The organism is Hyphomonas sp. L-53-1-40 (genome assembly GCF_000682775.1).
GTDB lineage: Bacteria > Pseudomonadota > Alphaproteobacteria > Caulobacterales > Hyphomonadaceae > Hyphomonas.
Genome location: NZ_AWFI01000001.1, coordinates 817196 through 837418, shown reverse-complemented (window position 1 = coordinate 837418; position 20223 = coordinate 817196). Strand labels below are relative to the sequence as shown.

At 55.6% G+C, this 20223-nt stretch carries 18 protein-coding genes; 9 read left to right on the top strand and 9 right to left on the bottom strand.

Annotation, left to right across the window (positions count from 1 at the left end; genetic code table 11):
- Positions 1-121: 121 nt before the first annotated feature.
- The gene (locus L53_RS03915; RefSeq protein WP_034811646.1) at positions 122-961 is read left to right on the top strand and encodes a DUF5694 domain-containing protein; all 840 of its coding nucleotides are present in this window, start codon (positions 122-124) and stop codon (positions 959-961) included.
- On the opposite strand, the gene metH is transcribed toward L53_RS03915, so the two are convergent.
- Genes metH through L53_RS03890 form a run of 5 tightly spaced genes read right to left on the bottom strand, consistent with a single transcriptional unit; the run spans position 958 to position 6951 of the window.
- Positions 958-3591 (bottom strand): methionine synthase, encoded by a 2634-nt coding sequence (gene metH / locus L53_RS03910; RefSeq protein WP_051607536.1) that lies wholly within the window; start codon positions 3589-3591, stop codon positions 958-960. The genes L53_RS03915 and metH overlap by 4 nt on opposite strands.
- Positions 3588-4016, bottom strand: a complete 429-nt coding sequence (locus L53_RS03905; RefSeq protein WP_034811644.1) for a gamma-glutamylcyclotransferase — start codon at positions 4014-4016, stop codon at positions 3588-3590. The genes metH and L53_RS03905 overlap by 4 nt, the downstream gene beginning before the upstream one ends.
- Entirely contained in the window at positions 4013-5086 is a 1074-nt protein-coding gene (locus tag L53_RS03900; protein WP_034811642.1) for a homocysteine S-methyltransferase family protein, read from the bottom strand. Before L53_RS03900 ends, L53_RS03905 begins: the two co-directional genes overlap by 4 nt.
- A gap of 3 nt (positions 5087-5089) precedes the next feature.
- A complete protein-coding gene (gene metF / locus L53_RS03895; RefSeq protein ID WP_034811640.1) occupies positions 5090-5998 on the bottom strand; it encodes a methylenetetrahydrofolate reductase [NAD(P)H] in 909 nt (302 codons plus the stop codon).
- Positions 5995-6951 carry a metalloregulator ArsR/SmtB family transcription factor gene (locus L53_RS03890; RefSeq protein ID WP_233347533.1) on the bottom strand — a complete coding sequence of 319 codons (957 nt, stop codon included), beginning with the start codon at positions 6949-6951 and terminating at the stop codon, positions 5995-5997. Before L53_RS03890 ends, metF begins: the two co-directional genes overlap by 4 nt.
- 164 nt (positions 6952-7115) lie before the next feature.
- Between L53_RS03890 and L53_RS03885 the strand changes: the two genes are divergently transcribed.
- Both L53_RS03885 and L53_RS03880 read left to right on the top strand, forming a co-directional pair.
- Positions 7116-7871 carry a VacJ family lipoprotein gene (locus L53_RS03885; protein WP_034811636.1) on the top strand — a complete coding sequence of 252 codons (756 nt, stop codon included), beginning with the start codon at positions 7116-7118 and terminating at the stop codon, positions 7869-7871.
- Positions 7872-7907: 36 nt separating this feature from the next.
- Positions 7908-8537, top strand: a complete 630-nt coding sequence (locus tag L53_RS03880) for a phospholipid-binding protein MlaC (protein WP_034812161.1) — start codon at positions 7908-7910, stop codon at positions 8535-8537.
- 68 nt (positions 8538-8605) lie between these two features.
- Here L53_RS03880 and L53_RS03875 read toward each other — a convergent pair whose 3' ends face one another.
- From L53_RS03875 to L53_RS03865, 3 genes are all read right to left on the bottom strand, one after another.
- Positions 8606-9493: a sulfotransferase gene (locus tag L53_RS03875; RefSeq protein WP_084333022.1), complete on the bottom strand. Its 888-nt coding sequence runs from the start codon at positions 9491-9493 to the stop codon at positions 8606-8608.
- A gap of 256 nt (positions 9494-9749) precedes the next feature.
- Positions 9750-11414, bottom strand: coding sequence for an energy-dependent translational throttle protein EttA (gene ettA, locus L53_RS03870; RefSeq protein ID WP_034811632.1), 1665 nt, complete (start codon positions 11412-11414; stop codon positions 9750-9752).
- A 149-nt stretch (positions 11415-11563) separates the two neighbouring features.
- Entirely contained in the window at positions 11564-12223 is a 660-nt protein-coding gene (locus L53_RS03865) for a tetratricopeptide repeat protein (RefSeq protein WP_084333020.1), read from the bottom strand.
- A 168-nt stretch (positions 12224-12391) separates the two neighbouring features.
- On the opposite strand from L53_RS03865, the gene L53_RS03860 reads away from it, so the two are divergent.
- From L53_RS03860 to L53_RS03835, 6 genes are all read left to right on the top strand, one after another.
- Positions 12392-14611, top strand: coding sequence for a DPP IV N-terminal domain-containing protein (locus tag L53_RS03860; protein ID WP_051607535.1), 2220 nt, complete (start codon positions 12392-12394; stop codon positions 14609-14611).
- The gene (locus L53_RS03855) at positions 14608-15168 is read left to right on the top strand and encodes an NUDIX hydrolase (RefSeq protein ID WP_051607534.1); all 561 of its coding nucleotides are present in this window, start codon (positions 14608-14610) and stop codon (positions 15166-15168) included. Before L53_RS03860 ends, L53_RS03855 begins: the two co-directional genes overlap by 4 nt.
- Positions 15169-15178: 10 nt before the next feature.
- Complete coding sequence (locus L53_RS03850) at positions 15179-15601, top strand: DUF1330 domain-containing protein (protein WP_034811627.1); 423 nt, start codon at positions 15179-15181, stop codon at positions 15599-15601.
- Entirely contained in the window at positions 15598-16590 is a 993-nt protein-coding gene (locus L53_RS03845; protein ID WP_034811625.1) for a glutathione S-transferase family protein, read from the top strand. The genes L53_RS03850 and L53_RS03845 overlap by 4 nt, the downstream gene beginning before the upstream one ends.
- A gap of 101 nt (positions 16591-16691) precedes the next feature.
- Positions 16692-17807 (top strand): cystathionine gamma-lyase, encoded by a 1116-nt coding sequence (locus L53_RS03840; RefSeq protein ID WP_034811623.1) that lies wholly within the window; start codon positions 16692-16694, stop codon positions 17805-17807.
- Positions 17808-17875: 68 nt separating this feature from the next.
- Complete coding sequence (locus tag L53_RS03835) at positions 17876-19666, top strand: carboxylesterase/lipase family protein (RefSeq protein WP_034811621.1); 1791 nt, start codon at positions 17876-17878, stop codon at positions 19664-19666.
- Here L53_RS03835 and L53_RS03830 read toward each other — a convergent pair.
- Complete coding sequence (locus L53_RS03830; RefSeq protein ID WP_034811619.1) at positions 19631-20098, bottom strand: GAF domain-containing protein; 468 nt, start codon at positions 20096-20098, stop codon at positions 19631-19633. The two genes, L53_RS03835 and L53_RS03830, sit on opposite strands and share 36 nt — an antisense overlap.
- Positions 20099-20223: the final 125 nt, after the last annotated feature.

The following is a 20223-nucleotide window of genomic DNA, read 5'->3' as shown; positions in this document are numbered from 1 at the left end:
CGAGTCCCTTCGGGTATGCCAGCCGATCTGTTTCTCTCCCGCTCAATACACAAAAACTTCATGTGCGTGCATCCAATCGACCAAGTCGATGCATCTTCCTATGCAAAAGGAGAAATCGAACATGAAATCAGCCCTCTTGGCCCTGTCTGTCCTGGCCGCCTGCGCCGTGCCCCTGTCACAAGCCGAAACGCCGCCCGCCGAAGATCGGGTCGAACCTGTCCAGGTCATGGTGCTCGGCACCTATCATTTCGAAAATCCGGGCCTGGATCTGGTGAACACGGATGCAGATGATGTGTTGGCGCCGCACCGCCAGGCGGAACTGCAAGACCTGGCCGAGCGGCTGACCGCGTTTCGCCCCACCGCCATCGCCCTGGAGCGCATCCGCCAGACCGATGATGCGCTCGACCCGAACTTTGTGGACTTCGTCCCCGAGGATTTGACCCGAACGCGCAACGAGAGGGTCCAGATCGGCTACCGCATCGCGCACGAGACCGGAACTGACCGGGTCTACGCAGTCGACACTCAGGATGGTGAAATCGCCTACTTTCCCTTCGATCGGGTGGAAGCCTTTGCTGCACGCACGGGCCGGCAAGACAAGATCACCAGTCTGATCGACACAATCAAGACCCAAGCCGAAGTCCTCATGCAAGACCAGGCCTCAACCCCCATCGCAGAATTGCTGGCCCGACAGAATGACCCGGCTGTGATCCGCACCATGCATTCAGACTTTTACTATGGCCTGCTCGACATGTCGGATATCGAAGATGCTGCGGGTGCCGTTCTGAACTATGGCTGGTATGCTCGCAATGCCGAAATCTTCGCGAACATCACCGAAATTGCAGAACCAGGAGACCGGATCCTCATCGTATACGGATCAGGACACAACTATTGGCTGCGCCACTTCGCGCAGGAAACGCCCGGCTTCGAACTGGTCGAAGCCACCCCCTACCTCACCGACTAGTCGACCGCAAACGGATCATAGTTGAGAATCGGCGCAAGCCAACGCTCCGCCTTACGCGTCTCCCACCCCTTGCGCCGTGCGTAATCTTCGACCTGGTCTTTTTCGATTCGTCCGACCGCGAAATATACGCTGGCGGGGTGCGCGAAGTAGAGCCCCGAAACACTGGCTGCAGGCGTCATCGCGAAACTGCTGGTCAGCGAGACACCTATGCGCGCCTCTGGCTCGAGCAACCGAAACAGGGCTTCCTTCTCAGTGTGTTCCGGCTGGCTCGGATAACCGGGAGCCGGTCTGATGCCGCGATATTTCTCCTTGACTAGCTCCGCATTGGACAGGTCTTCATCGGGAGCATAAGCCCACAATTCCTTGCGAACACGCTCATGCATATACTCCGCCATCGCCTCCGCGAACCGGTCCGCCAGCGCCTTGATCATAATCGAGGAATAATCGTCGCCTCTTTTAATGAAGTCTTGCGCAATTTCCTCCGCCTGCGGACCTGAAGTCACACAGAACCCCCCAATCCAATCATCGCCTTCCGGTGCAACAAAGTCGGACAATGCGAAGTTGGCGCGGGAATTATCCTTCACCATTTGCTGGCGAAGCGTATGAAAGACATCCCCTGAATCGAGGCAAATATCATCGCCATCAGAATTTGCCCTCCAAAAGCCCACCACAGCTTTAGGCTTCAACCACGCTTCCCCGACGAGTTGTTGCATCATGGCTTGAGTGTCATTCCAAAGGCCGGTCGCAGCCTCGCCGACAATCTTGTCTTCCAATATCTGGGGATACTGACCCGCCAGGTCCCATGCCGAAAAATAGGGAGTCCAATCGATATAGCGCGCCAACGTCGCGAGATCGAAATCTTCAAAAGTCCGCACGCCCTCAAATGTTGGCTGTGGCGGCGTGTAAGTTTTCCAATCTAGTTTGAGCTTGGCTTCGCGCGCCTGACCTATCGGCAGTCGCGGTTTCGGCGGACCGCCCGCGCGCGCTTCGCGCATCCGCTCATAGCGTGCTTTGGTCTGCGTTACAAAGGCCGGTTTGTCGTCTTCGCTCAATAGCGTGCTGACGACGCCGACGGCACGGCTCGCATCGGACACATGCACAACGGGGGCTGTTCGGATGACCGGATCAATCTTGACCGCCGTATGAGCGGGACTGGTCGTAGCACCACCAATCAGGAGTGGCTGTTTCATACCACGCCGTTCCATTTCGGAAGCGACATAGACCATCTCATCAAGACTTGGTGTAATCAGGCCTGAAAGCCCGATGATATCGACACCCTCTTTTTCGGCAGTATCCAGAATGGTTTCTGCGGCCACCATGACACCAAGATCCAGGATCTCATAACCGTTGCAGGCCAGAACCACGCCCACAATATTCTTGCCGATGTCGTGAACATCTCCCTTCACAGTCGCCATCAGAACCTTGCCATTCGAAACATCCACAGTGCCAAGCCGCTGCTTCTCCTCTTCCATGTAAGGTTCGAGCCAAGCGACAGCCTGTTTCATGACGCGAGCGGACTTCACCACTTGCGGCAGGAACATCTTGCCAGAGCCGAACAGGTCGCCAACGACATTCATCCCGTCCATCAGGGGGCCTTCGATGACATGCAGCGGACGCTCGACCGATTGGCGCGCTTCCTCGGTATCCGCATCAATGTATTCGGTAATACCGTGGACGAGCGCATACTCGAGACGCTTCGCGACAGGCGCCTCGCGCCAGGACAGATCCTTCTCGGTCGCCTTTCCTTTCTGGCCCTTGAAGCCCTCGGCGATCTCGATCAGCCGTTCGGTGGCATCTTCGCGACGATTCAGAATTACGTCTTCGACACGCTCGCGAAGGTCAGCCTCGATATCATCATAGATATCGAGCTGGCCGGCATTGACGATGCCCATATCCATGCCCGCTGGAATGGCATGATAGAGAAAGACCGAGTGCATGGCGCGCCGAACGGGCTCATTGCCCCGGAAGCTGAATGAGACATTCGAGAGGCCGCCGGATATGTGGCACCCCGGACAAGTCTCGCGGATTACGCGCGTCGCTTCTATAAAGTCCACGGCATAGTTGTTGTGCTCCTCGATACCAGTAGCGACGGCAAACACGTTCGGGTCGAAGATGATGTCTTCAGCGGGAAAGCCGACTTCTTCAGTGAGAATTCTGAAAGCACGCTGGCAGATCTCGACCTTGCGGTCTTTGGTGTCGGCCTGACCAACCTCATCAAAGGCCATGACCACGACAGCGGCGCCGTAAGCCAGGCAGGCTCGCGCCTGCTTCCGGAACGTCTCTTCGCCTTCCTTCATGGAAATGGAATTGACGATAGCCTTGCCCTGCACGCATTTCAGGCCAGCCTCGATCACCTCCCATTTGGAAGAGTCGATCATGACCGGGACACGGGCAATGTCCGGCTCGGCGGCGATCAGGTTCAGAAAGGTGCGCATGGCCTCGGCGCCATCCAGCATGCCTTCATCCATGTTTACGTCGATCACCTGCGCGCCGCTCTCGACCTGCTGTCGCGCGACCTCAACGGCATCCGCGTATCGGCCCTCGGTGATCATTTTCCGGAAACGCGCTGAACCGGTCACATTGGTACGTTCACCAATATTCACGAAAGATTGGGAAGCTGCAATTGTCATTTTCTCGTTTTCCCGGCGCCTAGCGGCCAGTTGCCATCGGCCACAGAGGGAAACCCATCTACAGAACGATTGTACCAATATATCCAGGCGGCTTCGCCCGACTCAGCCCCGGTGTCATCCATCAGGGGAACTCTCTTGCGCAAATAATGACTCGTCACCGGGTCACTGGTTACGTCCTCGAAGGCATCCATTGCTGGCATGATCGCCGTATCGCTGATCCGCCAACGGACACCATGGCAAAGCTCATTGCCCTCAACAACGCCCGGAAAGCCTCCAAGATCGATCATCCGTCCCCGAAAACGGCAAGGAGCACCGAAGACGCCCGCGCGATCCAGCGGCAGATCGGCGGGTTGCCCAGCCGCCCCCTGCTTGAGCAGTCCATAGAAAACGAAAAGGTCTCCGGCCTCAACGGCTCTGGCCGTCATGAAGCCACCTCGAATGGCTCCAGCCCCGACAGGCGCATGGTGTGTTTGCTCGGCGCTGGGTCACGTGGCTTTATGCCGTCAACTGCATTGGCGATCGCCGCGATATGTTCCGGGGTCGTACCACAGCAACCACCCAGAATGTTCACAAGACCATCCTTTGCCCAACCACCAACCGAATTGGAGGTCTCTTCCGGCTGCTCGTCGTATTGGCCCATCTCATTCGGCAGGCCGGCATTCGGATAGGCTGCGACAAGTGTGTCCGCCACACGTGACAGAGCCGCAATATGTGGCCTCATCAAATCAGCGCCAAGCGCACAATTGAATCCGATAGCAAAAGGCTTCGCGTGACGTACCGAGTTCCAGAACGCCTCGACCGTCTGGCCGGACAGTGTACGACCAGACCGGTCAGTAATCGTGCCGGAAATCCAGATGGGCAGTTGGTCCATGCCCTCTTCTTCAAGGTCCATGATCGCCTTTATCGCCGCCTTGCAATTCAGAGTGTCTGTAATCGTCTCAATCAGGTAGAGATCGACCCCTCCCTCGTTCAGCGCACGGATTTGTTGGCGATAGGCTTCATAGACCTCATCAAAGGTCACAGACCGAGCGCCTGGATCGTTCACATCCGATGACATGGACAACATCTTGTTTAGAGGCCCGATGGAGCCGGCGAGGAATCGTGGTTTGTCAGGGGTCTTTGCGGTCCATGCATCCGCTGCGACCCGGCCCAGCTTTGCGCCCTCAAGGTTGATGTCCCAGACCGATTGCGGGTCCAGCTTGTAGTCATCCTGCGCGATGACCGTTGCGCTGAACGTGTTGGTCTCGGAAATGTCGGCCCCCGCTCCGTAATAGGCATCGTGAAGGTCCGTGACGATATCCGGCCGCGTCAGGCACAAGATATCATTGTTTCCTTTCATCTGGCCGGGATAATCAGACTCGCTGAACCGCGTCCCTCGATAATCTCCCTCTTCTAGGCCACGTCTCTGAATCATGACCCCCCACGACCCATCGAGAATGAGAATTCGTTCCTTGGCGGCTGCCTTCAGGGCGCTGATGCGATCTTGTCTGTTCATGGCTCAAGCGGCCTCAACTGGTTTGGGTTTCAGTCCAAGCAGGCGACAGGTGGACAAAGCCAACCCAGCCCGGTTCAGCGTGTAAAAATGAAAATCGGAGACCCCCTCATCGGACAATTTCCGACAAAGGTCCGCCGCAACATTGGCCGTAACCAATTCGCGCGTTTCCTGGTCCTCCTCGAGGCCATCATAAAGCTCATGCAACCAGGCCGGCAGTGACGCGCCACACAGGTTTGAAATGCGCTTCAAGCCCTTGAAATTCGGTTGCAACATGATGCCAGGCACAATCGGCATTGTGACGCCACCTGCGCGAGCCTTTTCCAGAAAGTTCACATAGATATCCGGCTCAAAGAAGAACTGCGTGATTGCGCGATCCGCACCTGCATCCTGTTTCGCTTTCAGAAACGCGATTTCCGCATCCCAACCCTGACTCTCAGGATGAAGCTCAGGATAACAGGACACAGAAATCTCGAAACAGCGACCGAGATCGGGGCGATGGGCACGAATGCCTTCAATCAAATCAATTGAATCCCGGAACCCTCCGGGATGCTGTTCGAATTTCTCGCCCATGCCGCTCGGTGGGTCACCGCGAAGAGCAACGATATGCCTTACCCCGGCATCCCAGTAATCTTCTGCTACGGACAGCACTTCATCCTTGGTTGCGCTGACGCACGTCAAGTGACCGGCAGGTCGCAAATGAGTCTGTTGAGCAATCCGGCGAACAGTGTCGTGGGTGCGCTCACGCGTAGATCCCCCGGCGCCATAAGTGACGGAAACAAAATTCGGAGTCATCGGCTCGAGGCGCTCAACCGTTTCCCACAGGCGATCAGCCATCGCTTCGGATTTCGGCGGAAAAAACTCGAATGAAACAGACGGAGAACCTGCCTGACGAGGGGTAACGAGCGAGCTCATGCGACATGTTCCTTGGGTTTGGCGGACTTGACCGCCTTCCAGATGTTTACGGTAAGACCATCCTGTTCACCTTCTGGAGGCGCAAAGGACCGCGGCTCGAAGAGGTAGAGACCCACGTCTGCAGACCACACAGCCATAGCTTCGTGCGCCATACCCAATCGATGATGGCCATACTCGGCACGCAAAAACTCCAGATCATGCGGTGCGAAATCCACGATCAGTAGTTGACCGCCGGGCTTCAGCACACGGCTCGCCTCCGCGATCGCCCGATTTGGCGCGTCCATATAGTGAAGAACCTGGTGAATAATCACCAAATCAGCAGAGTTGTCGTCAAACGGTACAGCTGTCACATTCCCCTGACGCACGCGAGCGCCTTGTACGCCTTGCTGTTCCAGATTTGCCCGCGCGACAGTGAGCATATGGTGACTTAGGTCAATTCCCTCTGCTTCCTCGGCCAAAGGTGCAAACAGGCTCAGCATACGTCCGGTACCGGTTCCGAAATCCAGGACGCGCCCAAATGGCCCCTTCCCCGCGAGTTCGACTAGAGCCCCCTCGATCAGATCGTTGGGATAGTGAAGAGACCGCAAACGGTCCCACGTCTCAGCGATGTTTGAGAAGTAAGCTTCTGCTGATTCCGCACGTGCAGCGCTCACTTCGTCGAGACGCACTGCATCACGAGCCAGTTCCGGCTCGTCTCGATCCAGTTGCGCAAACAAGGAATCCAGAAATGCTTTTCCATACGACCCGGTTGAAGCGCGATAGAAGACAAATGAACCTTCAGGCAAACGCTCAACCAAACCTGCAGCCGTGAGCGCCTTCAGGTGGTGAGACAGGCGAGGCTGGGACTGCTCCAATACCTGCACCAGTTCCCCGACCGACAGGTCCCGCTGGCGCAACAGGGCCAACACCCTCAAACGGGTGGGCTCCCCTGCTGCGCGCAGAGCCTCAATCATGGATGACAGCCGTGAAGTCATTTAATGATATAAACATTGATTTATATGTTTTTGCAACACAGCTTTACAGAAATATCACCTATGCGTGTTTGGGTAGAGATTGAGAGTTGAAGCGCCAACGCTTAACTACCATCTACCGGCTTCCACAACGGGGTTATCCACACATGACACAGCGACTCTTTGCTGCGGTTCTTGCCATAGGGCTAGGAGCCTGTGCGTCCACACAAAACGTCGAATCTGGCGCTGTTCGCGACCCATATGAGGGCTTCAATCGCCAGATGTTCGCCTTCAATAGTGGCGTAGACAAGTATGCGCTTGGCCCCGCAGCCGACGTGTATGAGACGGTGACCCCTGAGTACGGTCGGGACCGACTAAGCGACTTCCTTCACAACTTGAAGTCTCCAGTGATCTTTGTGAACGATGTCCTTCAGGGCGAGAGTGATCGCGCTAGCGAAACATTCGCTCGATTTTTTCTGAACTCGACGCTCGGCATCGCCGGACTTTGGGACGTTGCCGAGTATACCGGTATTGAGAAGCACAATGAGGATTTCGGACAAACCCTTGCTGTGTGGGGTGTCGATAGCGGCCCCTTCCTGATCCTGCCCCTGATGGGACCAACAACGCCGCGTGACCTGTTCGGCAGCGGTGTGGATCGTGCGCTAGACCCGCTCGTCTGGACAGAATTCGATAACAATCCCGACCTCGATGATCACATTGCACTGGGCCGTGGAATTCTCGGAGGGCTGAACGCCCGCGTCGCCCTTGATGATGCGCTGGAACAACTGAACGCCCAGCCAGAGCCTTACGTCGCTTTGCGGAGACTTTATTCATCCCAGCGTCAGGCAGAAATACGTAATGGTCGCATAGACGAGGAAGATGCTTACGAGGATCTCCCTGATTTTGACGAATTTGAAGAGTAGGTCCGGGGCGTGATGACCACCAACAGGAGCGAAAATGTGAAACGCGACTACCGATATTTTGCATTGGCTGGTGCTGCAATGTTGATGCTTGCCCCGACCAGCTACGCAGACGCAAAGACAGAATCCTATGTTCAGGGGAACGCCAGTGACGTGTTGGCGTCGCTGAACGATCCGTCCCTGGACGCAGAAGAGCGTACAGAAAAATTCAATACTTACATGGATGAGTTCACCGACATGACTGCGGTGTCAAACTTTGCCATTGGCAAGTATGCGCGCCGGTTCAACGAAGATGAGTTAGCTCGCTACCGGAAAATTTTTCGGGAGTATGCACTCGCAGTTTATGAGAATGAGCTCGACGCTTATCGCGGAGAAGCCGTAATCGTGAAGGATTCGGTGGATCGATCTCCGACCGATTCGATCGTCAACACGGTGATCAAGCGTCAAGACGGCAAGGACATGGATGTGCGGTGGCGCGTTCTGACCCGAGACGGCAAATATCAAGTCGTAGATGTCGCCCTGAATCTGGACGGCAATCTGATCTGGCTCGCAATCGAACAGCGTGCACAATTCCTCGCATTGCTAGACCGCTCGAACGGGTCGGCCGAGGCCTTGATTGACAAGATTGAAAGCATGAAGCGCAAGCTCGAAACCGAAAAGCGAAGCTAGTCGTTTGAAATCAGCCAAAGATACAGAGCCCCCGCCAGATGACCGGTCGGGGGCTTTTTACACGCGGCTTACACAGTCCAGTTGCGGAAAGGCTTTCCAGTTATCTCCCGAAAGCGACTCGCATCAGTCTTCAGCTTCTGCGCCAAACTCGAACGAATTCTATCGTCGAATTCTGGAACTTCGACGGGTTTCTTCGTTTTGACTGCTGCACGCAAGGAGTCGATCAGGACCCGCGGCGTGTGCGAACGGACATACCTTCCCATACCAGTATCCCGCATCTGGCCCCACCAACGAGGCATTTTGCGAATTTCATCTCCAGAATTAGCCTCGGGTAGATTGCTCAAATGTTCGACGGCCGAAGGTGCCAGACCGATATGCTCTGCAATACGCTTGAACACGGAGGAAGAATTGCCAAGCAGATCGTTGAAATCCACGATTAAAATATCGTCTTTTGACCAGTACTCAAAATAGGGCTCCAACTGGTACGCATATTTGCTGACCATCAGTATGTGCTCACCCTCACTCGTGTCGAACACATCAGCCGGCTCAGCCAGAGATGCAGAATGCATGAATGTATGCCTGTACTGGGACTCTGCCCGCGCAACGGGATCCCGAGCGATAAAGATCAGCTTCGAGTTCGGAGCATTTTCATAGGTTCGCGCCGGTGCGCCTGGAAACATGTCCCGCTTTGTGTAGTTCGGACAAAAATCCACCCAAGGAAGGTCCGAATTGCCAAACTGTCTGCGATACCAGCCCAGACCTCGCGCGAAATTTTCTTTCGAAAGATAAAAGTCCGTTTCCTTGCATTCCGGCACGGCCACAAGACCGCTTTCAAGGAACACCCGGTACAGGGCTGTCGTTCCGGCCCGCATAGCCCCGATGACGATTGCGTCAGCCGCAGTCTTTTCCCTTGGTTCGCCGGTCTGGATCATCGTCGAACATTCCCACATAGCCATGCGCTTCAATGCTCAGGTTGAGCATAGACGCACATTCCGTCCCCACCCCTTAAAGGGTGAGGCTCTTATCGGCAAAGGAATGACGACACGCAAGCATCTCGTTAACGAATATTAACAAAATTCGAATTTACACCAAAATTCGATCACACTTATGACTACGCGGAAAGCAAACGCTTGTCAGTTATGCGACGACACTTCACTTTTGGTGTGGGGCGTCAAGTAAGGCCCGCCTTCCAACGGGCCAAACTGTTGTCCGTCAGCGGGCAAATTTCTTGAATTTCAGACGCTTGGGATTAACAGCATCCTCGCCCAAACGGCGCTTCTTGTCTTCAAGGTAGGAAGAAAAATCTCCCTCGAACCATTCAACATGGGAGTCGCCCTCGAATGCGAGAATATGCGTTGCCATACGGTCCAGGAACCAGCGATCGTGCGAAATGATCACGGCGCAGCCGGGAAAATTGTCGAGGCCTTCTTCGAGCGCCTGCAAGGTTTCCACGTCGAGATCGTTGGTCGGTTCATCTAGCAGAAGCAAATTATGGCTACCCTTGAGCATCTTGGCGAGATGGACGCGATTGCGCTCACCCCCAGACAGGAGCCCGACTTTTTTCTGCTGATCTGTGCCCTTGAAGTTGAACGCGCCGACGTATGCGCGCGACATGACTTCAACACCACCCAAATCGATGACATCCGTCCCCCCGGAAATTTCCTCCCAGACATTCTTGTCGGAATCGAGTTTGTCACGGCTCTGGTCAACGTAACCAATCTTCACCGTATCCCCGATGCGCAGGCTACCTTCATCAGGCTTCTCCTGCTCAAGGATCATCTTGAAAAGCGTCGACTTACCCGCACCATTCGGGCCGATGACACCAACAATGCCGCCAGGGGGCAATTTGAAGTCCAAGTTTTCGATCAGGAGATTGTCGCCGAATGCCTTTCGCAGCCCTTCCGCCTCCAGAACGACTCCACCAAGGCGCGGGCCAGGGGGAATCCGGATTTGCGCGGTCATGACCTTCTCGCGCTCAGCCTGCGATGCCATTTCCTCATAGGCGTTGATACGCGCCTTGGATTTTGCCTGGCGCGCCTTCTGACCAGAACGAACCCACTCAAGCTCCTTTGCCAAAGTGCGTTTGCGACCGGATTCTTCACGCGCCTCCTGCTCCATGCGCTTGGCTTTTTGCTCGACCCAACCGGAATAGTTGCCTTGGAAGGGAACACCGCGTCCACGGTCGAGTTCGAGGATCCAACTCGTAATATCATCAAGGAAGTAGCGGTCGTGGGTCACGAGGATCACACAGCCCGGGAAGTTGATCAGATAATTCTGCAGCCACGCGACGGTTTCGGCGTCGAGATGGTTGGTCGGTTCATCCATCAGGATCATGTCAGGCTTCGAAAGAAGCAGCTGGCAAATCGCTACGCGGCGGACCTCGCCGCCTGACAGGCTTTCCACATCGGCGTCATCGTCGGGGCAGCGCAACGCGTTCATCGCCATCGAAATCTTGGAGTCGATGTCCCATGCATCTGCCGCATCAATTTTCTCTTGCAGCGCCGTCATCTGTTCCATCAACTCGTCAGAATAGTCTTCGCCAAGCTTTTCTGAAATTGTGTTGAACTCGTCCAGCATCTGCTTTTCAGGGCATTTTGAAGCGACGTTGTCGAACACGCTAAGCTTGGGGTCGAGTTTCGGTTCCTGCGGCAGATAACCGACTTTCACGCCATCAGCCGCCCAAGCTTCGCCTTGAAAGTCCTTGTCTTCACCCGCCATGATACGCAGCAGCGTGGACTTACCAGACCCGTTGACGCCGACCACACCAATCTTGGCATCCGGCAGGAAATTCAGGTGAATGTTCTCGAACACCTTCTTGCCACCGGCGTATGCCTTGGTCAGGCCTTGCATTTGGAATACGATTTGGGGACCGGCCATTAAAAGCGTCTCCTGAAACTTTGGGGGAATATGTCGCCTCAGTTACGCAGACGTGGCTGAAAATCAAGCGGGTATGCGCAACCTGTTCTGAGAAACGTCTCTGGCAAACCTCGCTTGGCCAGAAACCTCCCCCTTCACCAAACGCTCGATTAGCCTTCGATGCGTTTGCGCTCGTCGTCGGTCAGCACACTTTCGAGGCGCTCGAGTTCTGTCTCGGCGCTACGATTGCCCATGTCCTGAGCGCGACTGAACCACCGCCAGGCTTCAACAAAATCAGGCTGGTCCTGACCATGCCCACCAGCATGAGCAATTCCGAGATTGAATGCGCAGCGATTGTCGCCAAGCTCTGCGCCCTTGTCCCACCACGATTGCGCGGTTTCGAACTCCCTGGGACCGCCAGCCCCCGTCATCATCATGACGCCGAGGTATGTCATTGCATTCACTTCGCCCAAATGCGCGGCCTGCTCAAACAAGCGGCGCGCATCCGTTTCATTGCGTTCGCCACCAAGGCCACGGAGCTTCATGAACCCCAGATTGAACAATGCGGGTGGCAGGTCAGCCTCTGCGGCCTGCGCATAATAGGCTCTGGCAGCGGCAAAGTCCTGATGGACACCCCGCCCGTGATGTAGCATTGCACCGAAATTGTTGGCGGCCGCAGCATGTCCGGAATCCGCAGCCCGGCGCATCAACGCCGCGGATTTCATCAAGCTCTCTCCGCCCTCGCTATCGAGTAGCAAGGCGACCGCTTGTTCGAACAGAACATCCCCTTCCGCCATAAGTGCACGATATGCATAAACCACTATTTGCATAGCGACTTTTGGCAGTTTCTGCCTCACAAAAGTTGAAATAAGTGTTTACTTCTGGCGACTGGTTGCTTTCCGATATTCACTGAATCTGCGTTCGCAAGTGATGAACACGGATACTCAGGGCACACTTTGATCGATAGCAAAATACTTTCCTCAGGACACACGCCGTATATGACAGAATTGACCCTGGATCGCCTCTTTGCGTCGCCTTCCCTGACTGGCCAGGCAACACTGGGCATCAAGTACTCGCCCGATGCCGCGCGGGTGACGTTCCTGAAGCCACGGCCCGACGACCAGCAAAGACACGATCTCTGGCAATACGACGTTGAGACGGGCGTGCCGTCCCTCCTAGTGGATTCCCTATTACTTGAACCGGAAGACATCGTTCTCTCAGAGGAAGAAATAGCCCTACGCGAGCGTAAGCGAATTGCGGGGAGAACAGGAATCCTCGACTACTCATGGGGTACAGCTACGACGATACTCGTCCCACTGGGCGGAACCCTGCATCTGGTCACCCTTACCGAAAGCGGTCCGCAGGTTCGGCAACTGACCAATTCTGATGCCTTTAACTATGATGCGCGCATCTCCCCCAAAGGCACGTATGCCAGCTTCATTCGGGACGGGGCGCTCTGGATAATTGATCTTGCGACGGGCGACGAGAAACGCGCATCACCCCCAGCCGATCCGTCGAAATCACTGTCGTATGGCGTCGCCGAATTTGTCGCGCAGGAAGAGATGAGCCGATATACCGGATATTGGTGGAGCCCCGACGATAAGTACATCGCCTATACGCGTGTAGATGAAACATCCGTGGACATCGTGCCACGCTTTGACATCGCTGCGGAAAAGGTTTCCGTCATCGAGCAGCGCTATCCTCGCGCTGGCCGCCCCAACGCCATTGTGGATCTATTTGTTCTGGAGGTGGAAACCGGCATTGTCGCGGAGATTACTTGGCGGCGAAATGACTGGGGGCACGCGACCGACCAGTATCTCGCGCGGGCTAATTGGACTGAGAACAGCCTCTTCGTCCAGCGCGTCAATCGGGCTCAGACAAAGCTCGAAATGGTAGAATTCATGGCCTTCAAGCATTCCGAGAAAGGGTTGCGCCTTTATGAGGCCACCGTCGCTCAGCTTGATGAGCAACCCAATTGGATCAATCTGTCTTCCGATTTCGTGAGCTTGGGGGCTACAGGCATCGTTCTGACGGAAGAATCTCGTGGGTACCGCCAAATCAGTTTGTTGCCGCCGTCGACAACTCACCCCGGGCAACTGATCGGTGGTGACTGGGTTGTCGACAAGCTGCAGCATGTAAAAGCCGACATATCCGAAATACTCTTCACAGGGTTTCTGGATACGTCGCTTGAGTGCCACCTCTATTGTGGCAAACCAGCACCTCCTGGTCCGTCGACTCAGCCAGAGGTCGAGCGCATCACCCCCATCGGCCAGACATGGTCCATCACGATGGCACCAGACGGGCGATCCTTCGTCGGAACATCGTCATGCCCGAGCCAACCTCCTCAAACCGGCCTGTACGCTTCTGACGGCAGTTTGATTGCCTGGATTTCCGAGAATGCGCTCAACGAAGACCATCCCTATCGCCCCTTCCTGCCGGATCACGCCACACCGGAGTTCGGAGTTCTGACGGCTGATGACGGCCAGATTCTACACTATTCCCTACTGAAACCACCCGGCTTCGATGCAAGGAAACGCTATCCGGCCATTGTGGAAGTTTATGGTGGACCACACGTCCAAACTGTAACGAACAGCTGGGGTAGTCTGTCCGACCAGTATCTCGCCCGGCAGGGATACGTCGTCTTCAGGCTCGATAATCGGGGCAGTTGGAATCGCGGCAAGAAGTTTGAGGATGTGATCCATCATCGCACCGGCCTGCATGAGGTCAGCGATCAGGTGAAGGGCGTGGACTGGCTCAAGGCACAACCATTTGTCGACCCCGGAAAAATTGCCATTCAGGGATGGTCTTATGGTGGGTACATGACACTGATGACCATTCTGCAGGCACCTGCCGATACATTCGCCTGCGCTATCGCGGGAGCTGCGGTTACAGACTGGAGCCTCTATGATACATTCTACACGGAGCGGTATATGGGGACGCCGCAAAACAACCCCGGCGGCTATAATGCCTCCAGTGTTTTTCCAAAACTCGACGCGCTTTCGACCCCCCTCCTCCTCATTCACGGCATGGCAGACGACAACGTCACCTTCGACAATGCCACACGTCTGATGGCCAAACTTCAGGAATTGGGCAAACCGTTTGAGTTGATGACCTATCCGGGCCAACGCCACGGCATTCGGGGAGAAGCGCTGCAACGCCACCTAATGCGAACGCGTATGGCCTTTTTGGACCGCAAACTGAAGAGAGCATCAGAATGATCAAACCCTGGAAAATCGTGGAAAGCCGTCAAACCTACAAAGACGACTTCCTTTCGGTGCGCACGGATGTCTGCCAACGCGAAGATGGCCATGTAGTGCCCGCCTATCATGTCTTGGAATTTACAGACTGGGCAACGATTATCCCAATCACAGATGAAGGAAACATCGTACTGATCCGCGAGTATCGGCACGCCGGCGAAATCGTCCTTCTGGGCATACCCGGCGGCGTCCTCGATCCTGGGGAAGCCGATCCGGAAGTCGCAGCCCGGAGGGAACTACGCGAAGAGACCGGCTACACTGCGCGCGAGTTGATCCCCGTTGGCACCTGCTATCCGAACCCGGCAATCCAGGATAATCAGCTTCATTATTTTTTGGCCACAGGCTGCCAGAAGACAGACGCTCAGTCTCTTGACGCAAACGAGGAAATCGAGGTCGTCGAGATGCCTTACAAGGATTTCCTAGAATACGAAGCATTCGAGACCCAACACGGCCTTCACGCGGCGGCACTGTTTTACACTGAGCGGTATTTCGGGAAACATCCTGAAAAACGACCATGAGGAAATGCCCATGCCTGCCTTCCAGCCTACTGCCGACCAATTCAGGGCGTTTCGTGACGACCCAAACGATGGCCCCATTGCCCAGGTGAATTTGCTGAAGTTTCGAATTAAAGCTGAGTATCAGCCGGATGACCCCGAATTTGGCGAAGAAATCAGCGGGGAAGACGCCTATATCCGTTACTCCGAAGCCTTCACTTTTGCGGCAGAGAAGGTCGGCGGCTCCACACTACTCCTCGCATCGACGGAACGCTATTTCATCGGTCAGGGCGATTGGGATGGAGTGCTAGTGAACCAGTTCCCCGACCGACAGGCCTTCATCGCTACGCTCAACCATCCAGACTACAAATCCATGTCTCGCCATCGCGAGGCAGGCCTGCTTTGCCAGGAATTGATCGTGACCCGTCCCACTTGGATAAACGGGAGAAAGCTGTGAGCCGCTACGAAATCTTTGGCGCGCTCGGCTCGCCCTATTCCATGAAAGTGCGCGCCGCCCTGCGGGCCAAACGCCTTGTCCATACCTGGACCGGTATGACAGCCGACGACCGACAAAGCGTCATGCCAAATGTGCGGGCACCCGTGATCCCTGTCATCCGCCAGCCTGACGGCAGCTGGACGAACGACTCAACCCCCTTCCTGCTGTCGCTCGAAGGCGAAGGCCGGGATCTCCTACCATCTGATCCGCTGGCTCGATTTGCTTGCCTTTTACTCGAGGACATGGCCGACGAATGGTTCATGAAAGCCATGTTCCATTACAGATGGGCATATGATTTGGATGCTGAATGGTGCGCCAATTGGCTGATCTATGACACGCTTCCCAACACAAGTCGCCTTGGCGTGGAAGAAGCTGCTGCCACCATCCGTGAACGGCAAATCAATCGCATGGCTCTCGTTGGCTGCACACCCCAGACCGCCCCTCTGATAGAGGCCAGCTGGAAGCGCATCTGCAAGGTTCTGGAGGCGATGGCCACCGGGCCAACACGCTTCTTGTTCGGAGATCGCATTTCGCTCGCGGATCTTGGCTTTTACGGTCAGTTGAAAGTCATGAGTGTTGACCCCACTCCCATGACCTGGCTGCGAGCGGACACACCGTACTTGTATCGCTGGATTGATCACGCCGATGATGCGAGCGGTATCGAAGGTGACTGGTCGGATAGCATCAGCCCGGTTGTGCACGACCTTCTCGCAATAGCAGGGGAAACCTATTTGCCATTCCTCAAGGCCAATCTAGATGCGCTCCGTTCCGGATCAGACAGCTTTTCGCTTGAAATAGAGCGCGGGCGCTATGAACAGGGCGTATTCAAGTATCAGGCAAGATGCCTGCAAACCTTGAGCGATGCCTGGCAAGATCTGGATGTTGTCGCGCGAGACAAACTTGCTGAGTGGATTGGACCAAACGCAAGCATCCTCTCAACAAACGCTTAGTAACTCGGGTACAACTCTGTGCCTGAAGACAGATATTCTGTTTTCTTGCGGCTCGGTTCACCGCAGACTCAGCGCGAATCCCATTGCGAGGAATATTATCCGTGACGAAGAAACCGTCTCCCATTTCAGAATTGCTGCACCACCGCGCCCGCAACCTCTCCAAGGGTGCACCTATATCCCTTCCCATCATGGCGAGTACGACCTTCCTGTTGCCAGGAGACCCGGACGGCAGCCATTTCTATGCGCGCAATGGTAATCCCACAGTCGAAACCGTCGAAGCGGAGATAGGCATTCTGGAAAATGCTGAAACGGTTCTGTTCCCATCCGGCATGGCCGCTATCGCCGCCGTGTGCCACACGGTGCTGCGTCCGGGAGACAAGGTGCTGGTGCATGCAGACGGATACTACAATGTACGAGCCCTATTGAATGAACACTTCGCCCCCCGAGGGATAGCAATCGAGACTTGTTCTACCGCTCAGATGGCGGATGCAGACATGTCGGGCTGCAGGCTTGTCATGATCGAAACACCGTCAAATCCGGGGCTCGAAGTTTGCGACATCGCGGCTGTGGCTGATCGGGCAAAATCTGCAGGCGCCCTGCTGGTGGCCGATAACACGACTGCTACTCCTCTGTGCCAGCAACCTCTCGATCTTGGCGCGGATATGGTCGTGATGGCTGACACAAAGGCCATGGCGGGCCATTCAGATGTACTTTGCGGACATGTAGCAAGTCGGGACACATCCCTGATGAATCAGGTGCGTGGCTACCGTCGTTTGGGCGGCGCGACGGTGAGCCCGTTCGACGCGTATCTGCTGCATCGTGGGCTTGAAACGCTGGAATTGCGCGTTTCGCGGGCAAACCAGAACGCTCTAATTCTGGCAAATTATCTGTTATCGCACCCCTCTGTGCGGACCGTCCGGTATCCCGGTCTCCCGCGAGACGCGAGCCATGCAGTTGCGTCTCGCCAGATGCGAGACTTCGGTCCGATCGTAAGCTTCACCCTGAAAGATCGCGAGAGCGCAGAAAAGTTTATTGATAACAACTCACTAATCGTTCCTGCCACGAGCTTCGGAGGTGTTCACACCTCTGCCGAATGCCGAGTCCGTTGGGGAGACCACGTCGCCGACGGTTTCGTCCGCTTGGCATGCGGCATAGAGCCCAGCGAAGACCTTGTAAAAGCTACGGAAAATGCTTTACGAGATATTGGTCCGGTTTGATGCCTGGTAAGTGACTTTCACGGACAAGTGGTATAGCGTTTGCTCTCGACGAGCAGGGGTCTCGTTTCATGAAGCGACTAAGTATTGTCCTTTTCTTCGCCCTGCTGGGCTTTGGCGCTTGGGGTTGGTTCCGTCTGAACCAGCCTGAGCCGCCTATGGCGTTGACTGAACCCCTGCGGATCGATCAAGGCGAGATCCAGGGCGGTGTTGATCCCGACAATCCGGAAATCCAAGTTTTCAATGGGATTCCCTATGCTAGCGCCCGTCGGTGGTCAGCGCCAACCACCCCACCGCAATGGGGCGCCATTACACGGGATGCGAGGGAATTCGGCCCGCAATGTCTGCAACCACGCGAACATATGAATGAGGTTGTCGACCATATCATTGATGGCAGCGGCCTGCCCTGGTGGAAACGATTTGCAGCCAGGCAATACCTCGCGGCCCAGCCTGAGCCCGCTGAAGCTGAGGACTGCCTGTTCCTGAATGTCCGGACCGCAAATCGCGGCAAGCCTCGACTACAGCCGGTGATGGTATGGATTCACGGCGGCTCTCACCAGGCCGGTACCGGTTCGGCATCATATTACCAGGCAAATGGCCTGGTGGATAAGGGTGTCGTTCTGGTCACCATCAATTACCGGCTCGGACCATTCGGCTACATGGCGCACCCTGCCCTGACCGAAGAAGCCGGAACATCCGGCAATTACGGCCTGTTGGACCAAGTCGCAGCGCTCCGCTGGGTTCAAATGAATATTGCGCGCTTCGGCGGCAATCCAAACAATGTCACCATATTTGGCGAAAGCGCCGGCGCGCAATCTGTCAGTGATCTGATGGCAACACCTCTTGCCGACGGCCTGTATGACAAGGCTATCCTGCAGAGCGGCGTCAGCAGTTACAATGCGCTTCACCTGTCCCACTCGGCGTTGCCCAATGTGCAAAGCTCTGAAGAAGTCGGTGTCGAGTTTCTCTCATCGCTCGCCGATGGCACCGCTACCGCAGACCGGCTTCGCGCCATCCCGTCGGGGGCGATCATCGACCGTGTTCTTTTAAGACAGGATTTGGTCAGGTATTTTTTACCGACAGTGGATGGTAAAGTCCTGCCCCTGCCCATTGGCGAGGCTATCCGGGACGGTGGCGCCAATCGCGTTCCAGTCCTTGCAGGCTATAATGCTGATGAAGGTACTCTATTCTATAGCCAGAGCAAATCGCCGACAGCCCTGCTGCCGAATATCTCTGGTTCCCTCACACAACGCGAAGCGATGCTGGAAGGCGTGTTCGGCGTGAATTCATCGAAAGCGCTGCAGGCCCTCTATGGCATGACATCCTTGGAAACATGGGATCGGGGCGCCGAAAAAATGCTGGGCGATGACTGGTTCGGCGTCCATACGCGTTTCCTGGCCAAAGCCAATGTCGCTGCTGGCCAACCAACTTGGCTCTACCAGTTTAGTCGGACACCGCCCGGCAAGTCCCAAACCCTCGGCGCGCATCACGGTGCAGAAATCGCGTTTGTCTTCGATAGCCATAACGGCTTCTTTCCGACAACTGATGACGATGAAATCCTGACGGATCGAATGGTTACGTATTGGACCAATTTCGCCAAAACAAGTGACCCAAATGGCAAAGGCCTGCCTGAGTGGCCAGCTTATGATCCGGATGCCGATATCTGGTTGGAACTGGACCACGAGATCAAGCGTATCAGCGGCCTTCGCGCGCGCAAACTCGACATTCTGGAAGACAATCTCAATTTGCGAATCGACGCGATCAAACGATCAAAAACGCCGTTTGAGCTGATAGAGAATACGGCACTTCTATCGACAGCCGCCGGGCTAGGCGGTGAGGAGCGTTTCGCAAATAGCGACTAGGCCCGCCTGGTCGACAGCGTCAAAAGCATTCAGTTCTGTCGAGTCGATATCCAGCACAGCAGCGAGATCGCCATTTGCGTCGAATACCGGCACGACAACTTCAGAATTGCTCGCGGAATCGCACGCGATATGCCCGGGAAATTCATGTACATCCGGAACAATGATCGGCGCACGCGTCGCCGCCACATGCCCGCAGACCCCTTTGCCGAAAGGGATACGCAGACAACCAAGCGTGCCTTGATACGGCCCAACAACCAGTTCGGACTCCTTCAGGGGGTCAACCATGTAGAATCCCGTCCAGAAGAAGCGGGGTGAAAAGGCTTGTGACAGGATACAGGACGCTGTCGCATAACGCGCAGTGATCGATGTTTCTCCCGCAACAACGCTATCAATTTCCGCCTTCAATTCCTTGTAGCGTTCTGCCCTGTCCATATTCTGCCTCATCTGTGCCTTGAGCGGGCTATATCGGCTGGATGCAGGCACTTCGCAATAGGGCGTTGAAGCTGACACCAACCTCTGAAATAGTCGGAGCAGTCAAGGCGGTGGACGGGGCCGCT

Bases quoted from the DNA above. Each gene is read 5' to 3' on its own strand.
- L53_RS03915 (WP_034811646.1), top strand. From the start codon at position 122: ATGAAATCAGCCCTCTTGGCCCTGTCTGTCCTGGCCGCCTGCGCCGTG.
- metH (WP_051607536.1), bottom strand. From the start codon at position 3,591: ATGACAATTGCAGCTTCCCAATCTTTCGTGAATATTGGTGAACGTACC.
- L53_RS03905 (WP_034811644.1), bottom strand. From the start codon at position 4,016: ATGACGGCCAGAGCCGTTGAGGCCGGAGACCTTTTCGTTTTCTATGGA.
- L53_RS03900 (WP_034811642.1), bottom strand. From the start codon at position 5,086: ATGAACAGACAAGATCGCATCAGCGCCCTGAAGGCAGCCGCCAAGGAA.
- metF (WP_034811640.1), bottom strand. From the start codon at position 5,998: ATGAGCTCGCTCGTTACCCCTCGTCAGGCAGGTTCTCCGTCTGTTTCA.
- L53_RS03890 (WP_233347533.1), bottom strand. From the start codon at position 6,951: ATGATTGAGGCTCTGCGCGCAGCAGGGGAGCCCACCCGTTTGAGGGTG.
- L53_RS03885 (WP_034811636.1), top strand. From the start codon at position 7,116: ATGACACAGCGACTCTTTGCTGCGGTTCTTGCCATAGGGCTAGGAGCC.
- L53_RS03875 (WP_084333022.1), bottom strand. From the start codon at position 9,493: ATGGCTATGTGGGAATGTTCGACGATGATCCAGACCGGCGAACCAAGG.
- ettA (WP_034811632.1), bottom strand. From the start codon at position 11,414: ATGGCCGGTCCCCAAATCGTATTCCAAATGCAAGGCCTGACCAAGGCA.
- L53_RS03865 (WP_084333020.1), bottom strand. From the start codon at position 12,223: ATGCAAATAGTGGTTTATGCATATCGTGCACTTATGGCGGAAGGGGAT.
- L53_RS03860 (WP_051607535.1), top strand. From the start codon at position 12,392: ATGACAGAATTGACCCTGGATCGCCTCTTTGCGTCGCCTTCCCTGACT.
- L53_RS03855 (WP_051607534.1), top strand. From the start codon at position 14,608: ATGATCAAACCCTGGAAAATCGTGGAAAGCCGTCAAACCTACAAAGAC.
- L53_RS03850 (WP_034811627.1), top strand. From the start codon at position 15,179: ATGCCTGCCTTCCAGCCTACTGCCGACCAATTCAGGGCGTTTCGTGAC.
- L53_RS03835 (WP_034811621.1), top strand. From the start codon at position 17,876: ATGAAGCGACTAAGTATTGTCCTTTTCTTCGCCCTGCTGGGCTTTGGC.
- L53_RS03830 (WP_034811619.1), bottom strand. From the start codon at position 20,098: ATGGACAGGGCAGAACGCTACAAGGAATTGAAGGCGGAAATTGATAGC.